Source organism: Variovorax sp. GW823-FHT04F07 (genome assembly GCF_058795995.1).
The window spans coordinates 1305198-1317040 of the sequence record NZ_JBXAIG010000002.1 but is presented as its reverse complement, the minus strand read 5'-3'; the positions used below and the strand labels follow the sequence as shown (position 1 = coordinate 1317040).

The following is an 11843-nucleotide window of genomic DNA, read 5'->3' as shown; positions in this document are numbered from 1 at the left end:
TCGAGCGGTGCGATCACCGCCAAGGCCATCGAGACCATCCGCTTTGCCGATGGCATCGTGTGGGATATCGAACGGATAAAGCAGGAAACGCTCAAGGGAACCGCTGGCAATGACACACTAGTCGGCTTCAGTGGCGTAGATGTTATGTCCGGCGGTGGGGGGGACGACGTACTACAGGGACGAACAGGCAACGATGTATATGTTTTTGAGCGCCATGCGGGGCACGACACGATTTCCGATGTAGATGCGACAGCGAACAACACGGATAGCGTTCAGTTCGGCATCGATATCACCACTGATCAGTTGTGGTTCAGCAAAAGCGGAAGTGATTTAATGGTGAGCATCATCGGAACCACAGATCAGTTTACGATCAGCAACTGGTATGTGAGCGAAGATTTTCACTTGGAAAGATTTGAAACCAGTGAAGGAAAGGTCTTGCTTGATAGCCAGGTTCAAAATTTAGTTGATGCCATGGCAACGTTCTCGCCGCCAGCCATAGGGCAACTCACCTTGCCAAGTAGCTATCAAAATAGCTTGAATCCTGTAATAACCGCAAACTGGCACTGAATTTCGGCCATTTACACGCCCTGCTGAAAGAGGGAGCGACGCTCAAAAGATGAGCATCGTCTCTCCGCCGCAAGGAATTGGGTGCCGACAGGCCTACCTTACAAGCCGTAAGTGCAATTAGGACTCAGCTGCCGTTTTAATAAACCCTTCAGGGGCCATTATGAGGATTTGCCGGCCGTTTAATGGAAAAGGAATGACTTCCAACTCGCGCGGGACTTCAGGCAAATACAGCAGAAAACCGTTGTGGGCCTGCCCTATTTCAAGGTAGCGCTCAAGCTGTATTAGATTTTTCGGCACATCACTAATAAATAGGCGCCTCTTAACCTCAATTACAACTGACTCACCGCCTCTCGACACCATCAGATCCACTGTTGCATCGCTACTGATTTTAAACTCGGCCTTGACTGTCAAGTGAGGCGCAGTTGCCGCAAGAAATCCAGTAATTGCCCCAATTGACTGCGATTCAGTGATGCCCTTTCCTCCCACGGCCGGCAAATGAGCCATGCTGAATTGGTTCAGAAGATCCCGAACTTGGTGCACAAGCTCTTGATCGTTTGCAGGAAGGGGAAAACCAGATGCCCCGTCCACGCAAGCCTCGATTGCATTCGCCGCAGCCTGCGCCTCAGCCTGCGATTTGTTAAATGCAATCTTTTGCTGCATTTCATCAATTAGCATCGCGGCAAAGGCAGACACCGAGACTATCGCAAATAGAGATTCCGACTGATCGAAATCCAATTTGTAATCGTGCGTTGAAGGATTTCGCCACTGCGATCGATAATTGGAAAGTTGCTCCAACACACGCCGCCTAAGTATTTGATTGCCCTCCAAATACTTTTCTATTTGATACGGTTTCTTATTTTCTGGATCATTGCCGGTAAGAACTCGATAGACCTCTTTGACACTCCCTTCAAAAGCTTGATTGGACCGATAAATTGCATCGGTGAATGCCGTATCGTCACCCGTATTTTCTCCGCGAGAGTAATGCGCGAAGGCAGTCTCGATGTGAAGAAGGACGGCTTTAAGACCTGGCGAATGATCCCCTTCATCAGTAGCATCGACCTTGCTGCGAAGCACCTTTATCAAATCCATTTCAGCCCCTTTTGCCGACCATTCTTTTTTATAATGTATAAGAAGCGCGTGCGGCGTACGCCTTGGTCGCTCGCGTTTGCTTACGACAAAAAATCAAAATTCGTTTGCGTTTACTCCCATCTACGCGCCTAGCGATTTGGCTCCAGTGTTACGCGCATCGGCCAGCAACATTGCCTTACGAGCAGTACCCCACGACTCATTTTCATAATCATGCAGTGTATCCAGGTCTTCACACAAAAAAGCACAGTTTTCAGCTGTGAAATCGGTAATTATTGAAAGCTTTGAAGAAAATTTGTCGTATCTGAGTTTGGCTAACTCGAATACATCCTCAAGAGTTTTTGCACGATACTCGCCGCAAGAGAGGCGCATGACATCAAATATTATTTGATCGAAGTAGTCGTGGGCGTTTTCGACTAGCGTATGAATATAGGATGGCCTCTTTCCAGAGTGAACCAGCATGTTTCGCGTTCTGTATATTCGACGAATTTGCCATTCCACCTTCATCCTATGCGTTTCCAAAGCCGCCTGCAATGACTTGGGCGAAGCAAGCATTTCGCTCAGATGCCAAGCGCGATATCGCAATAGTTGAAAATCCTTAAGCTCGCCATAAAGCTCAGAGCGAAGCTCCGCATTACCTTTTACCGCCAACAGGGCGACTGCTTTAGAAACGGCGCTTACCCCCACGACGTCGGGTACTTTATTGAGCAACCGCTTCGAATACCATCGCCTCCAAGTAATCAGGTCGTGGACAAACCGTTGAACTAGGCGTTGAATATACGCCCCCATCAAGAACGGCGTCATTTGACTCAGAACATTGGCAATTTTTGCCCCATTTGTGGCCGATGGGATAAGGGTTTCCAATGCGGTCCAAAGGGTCACTAACTGGTTGTCAATGACATCACTCGAGACACAAATTCCATGGAGATCGGCAACTCGATCAAATCTTGATTTGCTTGCACCTTTAATGGCAAAATTTCGAATAAGACGATTGAGTTCCTTCGAGGCCTTGTCGGTGCGAAAATCGTAAGGCTTCTCCATTGCCCCCTTCGTGTGCACCGTTGCAATCGGCTTCGGCAAGCAGCACTGCTTAACAATTGCCGTGTCTCGCCAAGTGATCTTTTGCGTGTGATGAAAGAGCGTGTAAAGGTCACTCAATCGATCAAGTTTTCCGGCCGCACTCTCTTGAGCAGAAAACACATCGAGTGCAGGTACGGCGTTCAGGCGGACATAGCACTCACCTGGTCCGAGCGCGAAGCTAGGAGTTTCCGACTGTACCGCTACTATGTCTGCCGGAAGATCATAAATGATCTCCAAGTCAAAAGCCCTAGAAGACTCTTCGACGGTCTTGATGAGGTCGCTTACAACAAAGTAGACATCGCATCGATGACCATATGGATAAATGCTGTCCAAAAAATCATCTATTTGATTGCTGCTGGTTATAGGATCGCCACCGTTTGAAAAGAAAAAGGAGTTAGTCTTCAACTGCAGACTCTTCTTGCTCACGCCCATATTTATCAATGTCGTAACCATGGTGCGCAGCGCCGCATCGATCTTTTTCTTTTCAACAGTTCGCACGCTAGCGGCCAGCTGATCGAAACACTCGTGAAGATATCGAAATGGACCCAGCGTATTTCGCAGGGCGCGAAGTAGACGTTTTCGTTCCTGAAGCTTCGTTTCTTCGTCGAATTTAACGTAGCGCTCAATTGGAAGATCGAGCAATTTTTTGGCGATTGCATCGTGTTGAACGCTCCAAATCAGCTCTTCCAAGATGGGCTTCAGGTTCGCCGAATCGATCAATTCATCTTCAATGTTTTCGATGACAGCGAGGGCCTCTTCGCATAAATATGGCGCATTGAGCGACATCGGTTTATGCGTATCCAACGTGAAGTCCCACACTAGCTCATCTAAACGTTGGGCGAAGAAAAGCAACCCTTCAATTTCAGGCGTAATAGTCCATTTCGAAAGATATTTGAATTTCATATGGCCCCACTGGTAACTAATAGTAGCGGAGCTCACGCCGCGTAGGGGCGCTTAAGTCTTAGTTGTTACCCACTTGACTCGCTATGAACAAGAGCACACGGAACGGGGCTCATGACTGACTGCGCGAACCGTCCTTGCACGTGAGGGCCTCGCGTTGGGTAGAGGGTGCCCCCTCAATGCTGACCGGCCCTTGCCCGCCTTTCGACAGTGCCGCTGGCCACCTTAACGTGCAACGCCAGCACCCCGCCCCGACAACGTCAAGCTGGCGTCGCTGGGATGGGGCGCTAAGCGCATCGCCAGTGAACTGGGTTGCAGCCGCAACACGGTGCGGCGATACCTGCGCCAAGGCGGCTGGAAGCCGTACGAGGCGGCGCCGAGAGCCGGCCGTCTGGATGTGCACGCCGAGTGGCTCGCCACCCAGTTCCGCCAGCACCGGGGCAACTGCGACGTTCTTCGCCAGGAGTTGTTGCGCGAGCACGGTGTTACTGTGAGCCTGCGAACCGTGGAGCGAGCCGTGGTGCACCTGCGCCGCGAGGTCCTCGCGCAGAGCGTGGCCACCGTGCGTTACGAGACGCCGCCAGGCCAGCAGCTGCAGATCGACTTCGGCACGGTACGCGTGCCGGTGGACGGCGAGCCGATGAAGATCTACCTGTTCGTCGCGACGCTGGGCTACTCGCGGCGAACGTTCGTGATGATGTTCCTGCACGAGCGCCAATCGGCTTGGTTGGAAGGACTGGAAGGCGCGTTCCGGCACTTCGGCGGCACCACGCGCGAGGTGCTGGTGGACAGCCACACGCTGGATGCCTCAAGCGGTCCCTCATCTTTCGCACCGCGGCGCTCGGCCTTAGGGAAGTGGGGCGTGTTTTTCATTCAATTTTGAGCCAATTCTTGAATGAATTTCCATGAACTATTGACCCGCCCCATTGCCGTCTATTACGAGGGCCTGCACATCAATTCCCAGGTTCTGCTTGGGTGGAAAACGTGGGTCAGCTCTCGGTGAATTTCGGCTGAGATAGAGGGCGGCGCTTGATTGCCAACGACTTCAAGAGGTCCTTCTCAATAAGACACTCGGAGGCCAAGGATTCGATGGCTCACCTTCTATCACCCTAGAAAAGTTCCCACTGGGCCAATGAAGCGTGCGTAGCCAGATCAGCGGTCCATGCGAGTCGCTGGAGATCCAGGCGTGGTGTGAGGGCGGCCCCGACCCTGCGACGCCGATGGCTCAGCCCTCGCTAGACTCAACATAGCGTCCACAGGTAGGCATCTACGGCGGTAACCAATAGCGGAATTTGATGCGTGCGTGCTAAGGACGGTTTCTAGAACCGAAGGGGGCGCGGCATCTCCCTCAAAGGCGTTGTTGGCGCACCTGCGCATTTTCAGTGGCGCGAAATCGGCACAGCCGAATGTTCAGTGGCGCGTGGCTCGAACTTGCCTTGGCGCATCAAGAATATAGCCTTTAAAAATCAATGAGTTACGACGCAGTGGCTGCGCATATCCAGTGTCGTTCCGCAAACACCGGGTGGCCGGGTGCCTTCGGCCGGGAAGTTTTGAGATATTTTGCCCGGGCAAAATAAGGCCATGCCCATGTCGCCGATGCACGGAGGTCGCGCGCGCAGATTGCTTTTTTGTAATCCGGGTGATCGGCGGTGGACGGGCTTGGCTTCCTAGAGTCGCGGCATCCCGGCAACCTCCAAGGACACCATGACACACACCTTCCGCAACACCGTTTTCGCCGCAGGAGCCGCACTGGCCGCTGCCGGCGCCTTTGCCTCGGGCACCCATGCCGGTGGCCACGGCCACGATGCCGAGGCCGCCGTCGGCAAGCCTGGCGTGGCCGCCAAGGTGACGCGCACGGTCCAGGTCGACATGACGGACTCGATGCGCTTCACGCCGGCGGACATCAAGGTCCAGCAGGGCGAGACGGTGCGCTTCGTCGTCAAGAACTCCGGCGTCCTGAAGCACGAGCTCGTGCTCGGGACCGAGAAGGCGCTGCTGGCGCACTACGAGGCCATGAAGAAGAACCCCGAGATGGAGCACGCCGATCCGAACATGGTCACGCTGGCCGCGGGCAAGACCGGCGAGATCGTCTGGCAGTTCACCCAGGCCGGCAAGGTCGACTTCGGCTGCCTGCAGCCGGGCCACTACGACGCCGGAATGAAGGGCGCGGTGCTGGTGGGCAAGGCCGGCAAGTGAGCGTCCTGCGCACGCGTCTTTCACGCGCCGGCCGCCATGCCGGCGCTTTTTCTTCCAGGGTATCGCGCGACAGGGCTTGACCTTCACATCGTGTCAACCTGGACACTGATCGCTTCCCCCTCAAGGGCTTCCCCCTTTCCTGTCGGAGAACGCGAATGAACGACACGTCCACCAGGCACGCAGGACACCCCCACGGTCATCACGACCACCACGATCACCACGCATCGCACGGGCATGCGCCCGCGGGCCCTGCGCAGCCCGCCGCGCAAGGCACGGTCTACACCTGCCCCATGCACCCGGAGATCCGGCAGGACCACCCCGGCAACTGCCCCAAGTGCGGCATGACGCTGGAGCCCGAGATGCCGACCCTCGACGAGGGCGAAGACCCCGAGCTGAAAGACTTCAAGCGGCGCTTCTTCTGGACGCTGCCGCTCAGCGTTGTCGTCACCGTGCTCGCCATGGCCGGCCACCGCCTGCAGTGGTTCGAGATGGGCACGCAAAGCTGGATCGAGCTCGTGCTCACTGTTCCCATCGTGCTGTGGGCCGGCTGGCCGTTCTTTGTGCGCGCGGTGCAGTCGGTGGCGAACCGCAGCCCGAACATGTGGACCCTGATCGGTCTGGGCACGGCCGCCGCCTTTGTCTACAGCGTCGTGGCCACGGTGGCCCCCGGCGTGTTTCCCGCATCGTTCGTGTCGATGGGGCGCGTGTCGGTCTACTTCGAAGCGGCGGCGGTGATCATTTCGCTCACCCTGCTGGGCCAGATCCTCGAGCTCAAGGCGCGCTCGCAGACCTCCGCGGCCATCAAGTCGCTGCTGGGGCTCGCGCCCAAGACGGCGCGCCGGATCGGCGCCGACGGCACCGAGGAAGACGTGCCCATCGGCCACGTGCATGTGGGCGACAAGCTGCGCGTGCGCCCCGGTGAGAAGGTGCCGGTGGACGGCGTGGTGATCGAAGGCGGCAGCGCGGTCGACGAGTCGATGCTCACCGGCGAGCCGCTGCCCGTGACCAAGCGCGTGGGCGACAAGCTCATCGGCGCGACGCTCAATACCAACGGCGCCCTCGTCATGCAGTCGGAAAAGGTCGGCTCGCAGACCGTGCTCGCGAGCATCGTGCAGATGGTCGCGCAGGCCCAGCGCTCGCGCGCGCCGATGCAACGGATGGCCGACCAGGTCGCCGGCTACTTCGTGATGACGGTGATCGCCATCGCGGTGCTGACCTTCTTCGCCTGGGGCTTCTTCGGGCCGCAGCCCAGCTGGGTCTACGGCCTCATCAACGCCGTGGCGGTGCTCATCATTGCCTGCCCCTGTGCGCTCGGCCTTGCGACGCCGATGTCGATCATGGTGGCCACCGGCAAGGCAGCCACGCAGGGCGTGCTGTTCCGTGATGCCGCCGCGATCGAGAACTTCCGCAAGGTCGATGCGCTCATCGTCGACAAGACCGGCACCCTGACCGAAGGTCGGCCGCAGTTCGAGCGCGCGGTGCCTGCGCCGGGCTTCACCGCGGACGAGGTGCTGCGCCTTGCGGCCAGCCTGGACCAGGGCAGCGAGCACCCGCTGGCCGACGCCATCGTGCGGGCGGCGCGCGAGCGCCAGCTGGCGCTGGACACGCCCGAGGGTTTCGAATCCAGCAGCGGCATCGGCGTGAGCGGCGCCGTGGCCGGCCGGAAGCTGGCGCTGGGCAACACGGTGCTCATGGAACAGCTGCGCGTGCGGGTCGACGCACTCAAGCCGCAGGCCGAGGCGCTGCGGGCCGAGGGCGCGAGTGTCATGTTCCTGGCGGTGGACGGCCAGGCGGCCGGCCTGCTCGCGGTGTCGGACCCGATCAAGCCCACCACGCTGGAGGCGCTGGCCGCGCTCAAGGCCTCGGGCCTGCGCGTCATCATGGCCACCGGCGACGGGCTGACCACGGCCCGGGCCGTCGCCGCGAAGCTGGGCATCGACGAGGTGCACGGCGAAGTGAAGCCCGCCGACAAGCTCGCGCTGGTCGACAAACTGCAGCGCGAAGGCCGCATCGTCGCGATGGCCGGCGACGGCATCAACGACGCGCCCGCGCTCGCCAAGGCCGACGTCGGCGTGGCGATGGGCACCGGCACCGATGTGGCGATGAACAGCGCCCAGGTGACGCTGGTCAAGGGCGACCTGCGCGGCATTGCACAGGCGCGCGTCATCTCCGAGCAGACCATCGCCAACATGAAGCAGAACCTCGGCTTCGCCTTCCTCTACAACGCGCTGGGCGTGCCGCTGGCCGCGGGCGTGCTGTTCCCGTTCACGGGCTGGCTGCTGTCGCCGATGATCGCGGCGCTGGCCATGAGCCTGAGCTCGGCCTCGGTGATCACCAATGCCTTGCGCCTGCGTGGCGCTACCTGGCGCGAGGCTTGAGAAGGCCCGCCAGGGCCTTCTGGTCTTCGGCCAGCTGGATGCGCATGAGCTGGAGCACGCGCACCGCCAGGCCGGACAGCGGCTGTCCCGGCGGCAGCACCAGCGTGCCCGCGAAGGACACCTCCAGCGACAGCGGGCGCACGGCCAGTCCGCGCTGCGCGTACTCCAGCGCGGTGACCGGGTTGACAACGCCGATGCCCATGCCGCTCAGGGCCATCTCGCACACGCTGGCCGCGTACGGGGTCTCGACCAGCACGCTCAACGCGACGTTGCAGTCCGCCAGGGCCCGCTCCAGGCGGCGCCGGGACGCGTCTTCCGGGTTGAGCGCGAGGAAGGGCTCTTCGGCGAGTTGATGCGGCTGGATGGTCCTGGCGCGGGCCAGCCGGTGTTTGGCATGCATCACCACCACGCCCGGAAAGCGCGCGAATTCGGAGTGCTCCAGGCCCGTCGTCGGCATCTCGTCGGCCATCAGCCCGAAGTCGACCTGGCGCCCCAGCACGGCCTCGTGCACCTCCCGCGAACTGAGCACCTGCAGCGAAATCTGCGGGCGGGCGTCGGCATCGCCGCGCTCGGCCACCAGCCGCGACAGCACCCGCGGCACGAAGCTCAGGCCGAAGGCCGGGTACACCGCCATGCGCAGCGTGTTGACGCCGAAGCGCTTGAGGCTGCGCATGCGGTGCTCGATGCTGCTCAGGCCCACGAAGACGCGCTCGACCTCGGCCAGCAAGGCCTGCGCTTCGGGCGTGGGGTGCAGGCGGCCGCGCAGCCGGCGGAACAGGGGAAAGCCCGCGGCTTCCTCCAGCCTGCGCAGCGACTGGCTGATGGCCGGCTGCGTCACGCCCAGCAGCGCGGCCGCCTTGCTCGCGGAGCCCACGGACATCACGGAACGGAACACCTCGATCTCTCGGAGCAACATATAACAACCGCTTATGGAGAAAGAATTTCGGGCGCGATCCGGATTATCTCCAGCGTCCTAGAGTTGGTGTCTTCAGCCACTCCCCGAAAGACGCGAGATGAACCTTCGAACAGCGCTTGCAGTGACGGTCCTGGCGTGTGCGGCGCCCGCATGGGCGCACGACTTTTCCAGCGACGTCGCCAGGTTCCAGACCCTCGCGGCCACCCGCAAGCCCGACAGCCCGCAGGCGGTGGCCGCCAAGCTGGCGCTGGAGCGGGCGCAGGGCGAGATGGAGCAGTCGGACGTGAAGATGCTGCTGCGCATCCGTTCGATGACCAACGCCGGCCTGCGTGCCCTCGGCGAGCAGCCGGCCTTGCTCACCAGCGAGTACAAGCGCCTGGAGGCAGCGCTGGCCAACCCGAAGACCCAGGACCCGGCCCGGATCGCCACCGCCCGCGAAACCTTCACCCGCCTGGGCGTGGAGATGAAGGTCTACACCGATCTCGAAACCATGGCCGTCGAGCAGATGAAGCATGCGCTGCAGCTCATCGAATCGGCCCCCGCGAACTGACTTCCATCGTGAACCCATCCATTTCCCATCCCGGCACGTCCCCTGCGGACGCCGCCTTCGCCAGCCTGGTGCCGCCGGTGTGGCGCGCCTCCACGGTCGTGTTCGACTCGCTCGACGATTTCGTGCATCGCCGCACCCGCCTGCCGGACGGCTTCAGCTACGGCACGACGGGCACGCCGACGCAGCGCGCCCTCGAGGCGCGCATCGCCGAGCTGGACGGCGCCGCGCACGGCATCGTCTTTCCTTCCGGACAGGCGGCCATCTGCGGCGTGCTGCTCGCACTGCTCAAGCAGGGCGACCACCTCTTGATGACCGATGCCGCCTACGGCCTGGCCAAGTCCTTCGCCGTCGAACGGCTGCAGGCGCTGGGCATCGAGGTCGAGTTCTATGCGCCGCGCATCGGCGCGGGCATCGAGCGCCTCGTGCGCCCGAACACGCGGCTCATCTGGCTGGAGTCGCCCGGCACGGTGACGATGGAAGTCGAGGACGTGCCGGCGATCACCGCCGTGGCGCGGGCCCGTGGCGTGCTGACCGCCATCGACAACACCTGGGCCAGCCCGCTGGGCTTTGCCGCGCTGGCGCACGGCGTCGACCTGTGCGTTCACGCATGCACGAAGTACATGGGCGGGCATTCGGACGTGCTGATGGGCAGCGTCACCACCCAGGACGAAGGCCTGTACCGGTCCTTGCGCAGCCTCCAGTCGCTGATGGGGCTGGCCGTGAGCCCGGAGGACTGCTTCCTCGTGGCTCGCGGCCTGGACACGATGCAGGTGCGCATGGAGCGCCAGGCCGCCAGCGCGCGCCTGATCGCCGGGCAACTCGCCGCGCACCGCCTCGTGCGCCGCATGCTCTTTCCGGCGCTGCCCGGCGCGCCGGACCATGCGCTGTGGGCGCGCGATTTCGCGCAGCCCGGCTGCGTGATGTCGCTGCAGCTCGTGGACTGCCCCTACGACGCCTACCGGGCGCTGTTCGCCGGCCTGAAGCGCTTTGCCATCGGCGCCAGCTGGGGCGGCGTGCGCAGCATCGCGGCCTTCTACCCGGCGGAAGAACTCGCCAGGCGCAATTTCTGCGACGTCGAAGGGCCGGTCATCCGCCTGTCGATCGGCCTGGACGACCCCCAGGCCCTGCACGACGAGCTGCTGGGCGCGCTGGACGCCTGCGCCACGCGTTTCGATCTCTGATCCCCGACACCTGGAGCCCGCGATGACTTTCAAGCCGACCCTTCACGCCGCGTTGACCCGTTCCTTCCTCGCCATGGCCGGCTTCGCGCTGTGCGCCGGCGTTGCCGCGCAGACCGCATCGCCGCTGGACGGCACGCTCAAGAAGATCAAGGACACCGGGGCGATCACGGTGGCCACGCGCGGCGCCTCGATCCCGTTCAACTACCTGGACGACCACAACAAGCAGGCCGGCTTCGCCTGGGAAATTTCGCAGCGCGTGGTCGCCCAGGTGAAGAAGGACCTGCAGCTCGCCCGGCTGGAGGTCAAGACCCTGGAAGTCACGCCGCAGACGCGCATCCCGCTGGTGGCCAACCAGACGGTCGACCTGGAGTGCAGCTCGACCACCAACAACGCCGAGCGGCAGAACCAGGTGTCGTTCTCGACGACCTTCTTCGTCGTGGGCGCGCGGCTGCTGGTGCGCAAGAACTCCGGCATCAAGCACTGGGCCGACCTCGTGGGCAAGAACGTCGTGGTCAGCGCGGGCACCACGGCGGAGCGCATGCTGCGGCAGCTCAACGAAAAGAACAAGTGGGGCATCCAGATCATCCTGGCCAAGGACATCAACGAGAACTTCCTGACCGTGGAGACGGGGCGCGCGGTGGCCGCGACGCAGGACGACATCATTCTGTTCAGCAACATCGCCCGCGCCAGGAACCCAGCGGACTGGGAGGTGGTCGGCGTGCCGCAGCAGAAGGAGGCCTATGGCTGCATGCTGCGCAAGGGCGACGCGGCGTTCAAGAAACTCGTGGACGGCGTGATCACCGGGATGATGCGATCGGGCGAGTTCACCGCGTTGTACGAGAAGTACTTCCTCAAGCCCATCGCGGTGAAGGGCAGCGTGACGGTCAACTTCCCGATGTCGCCCGACATGCAGGAGCTCGTGCGCCATCCGAGCGACCAGCCGCTGTAAGGCGCGGACGCGGCCACCCCTTCACGAACCGAACCGCCTC

General features: G+C 61.2%; 10 protein-coding genes. 7 read left to right on the top strand and 3 right to left on the bottom strand.

Annotation, left to right across the window (positions count from 1 at the left end):
* Window positions 1-567: calcium-binding protein (locus tag AC1RAA_RS15310; protein ID WP_492740580.1), on the top strand; the 567-nt coding region annotated here is incomplete at its 5' end.
* A gap of 117 nt (window positions 568-684) precedes the next feature.
* On the opposite strand, the gene AC1RAA_RS15305 is transcribed toward AC1RAA_RS15310, so the two are convergent.
* Window positions 685-1641: a hypothetical protein gene (locus AC1RAA_RS15305; protein ID WP_492728397.1), complete on the bottom strand. Its 957-nt coding sequence runs from the start codon at window positions 1639-1641 to the stop codon at window positions 685-687.
* Between the two features lie 135 nt (window positions 1642-1776).
* Window positions 1777-3636, bottom strand: coding sequence for a hypothetical protein (locus AC1RAA_RS15300; protein WP_492728399.1), 1860 nt, complete (start codon window positions 3634-3636; stop codon window positions 1777-1779).
* A gap of 325 nt (window positions 3637-3961) precedes the next feature.
* On the opposite strand from AC1RAA_RS15300, the gene AC1RAA_RS15295 reads away from it, so the two are divergent.
* The 3 genes from AC1RAA_RS15295 (at window position 3962) to AC1RAA_RS15285 (ending at window position 8207) form a co-directional block, all read left to right on the top strand.
* A complete protein-coding gene (locus AC1RAA_RS15295; protein ID WP_492728401.1) occupies window positions 3962-4516 on the top strand; it encodes a hypothetical protein in 555 nt (184 codons plus the stop codon).
* An 821-nt stretch (window positions 4517-5337) separates the two neighbouring features.
* The gene (locus AC1RAA_RS15290) at window positions 5338-5829 is read left to right on the top strand and encodes a cupredoxin domain-containing protein (protein ID WP_492728403.1); all 492 of its coding nucleotides are present in this window, start codon (window positions 5338-5340) and stop codon (window positions 5827-5829) included.
* A gap of 155 nt (window positions 5830-5984) precedes the next feature.
* Window positions 5985-8207: a copper-transporting P-type ATPase gene (locus AC1RAA_RS15285; RefSeq protein ID WP_492728405.1), complete on the top strand. Its 2223-nt coding sequence runs from the start codon at window positions 5985-5987 to the stop codon at window positions 8205-8207.
* On the opposite strand, the gene AC1RAA_RS15280 is transcribed toward AC1RAA_RS15285, so the two are convergent.
* Entirely contained in the window at window positions 8188-9123 is a 936-nt protein-coding gene (locus tag AC1RAA_RS15280) for a LysR substrate-binding domain-containing protein (RefSeq protein WP_492728407.1), read from the bottom strand. The two genes, AC1RAA_RS15285 and AC1RAA_RS15280, sit on opposite strands and share 20 nt — an antisense overlap.
* Window positions 9124-9220: 97 nt before the next feature.
* Between AC1RAA_RS15280 and AC1RAA_RS15275 the strand changes: the two genes are divergently transcribed.
* The 3 genes from AC1RAA_RS15275 to AC1RAA_RS15265 are packed head-to-tail and all read left to right on the top strand — an operon-like array spanning window position 9221 to window position 11803.
* The gene (locus tag AC1RAA_RS15275) at window positions 9221-9673 is read left to right on the top strand and encodes a hypothetical protein (RefSeq protein ID WP_143599057.1); all 453 of its coding nucleotides are present in this window, start codon (window positions 9221-9223) and stop codon (window positions 9671-9673) included.
* 8 nt (window positions 9674-9681) lie between these two features.
* Window positions 9682-10854: a trans-sulfuration enzyme family protein gene (locus AC1RAA_RS15270; protein ID WP_492728409.1), complete on the top strand. Its 1173-nt coding sequence runs from the start codon at window positions 9682-9684 to the stop codon at window positions 10852-10854.
* Between the two features lie 22 nt (window positions 10855-10876).
* A complete protein-coding gene (locus AC1RAA_RS15265; RefSeq protein WP_492728411.1) occupies window positions 10877-11803 on the top strand; it encodes a transporter substrate-binding domain-containing protein in 927 nt (308 codons plus the stop codon).
* Window positions 11804-11843: the final 40 nt, after the last annotated feature.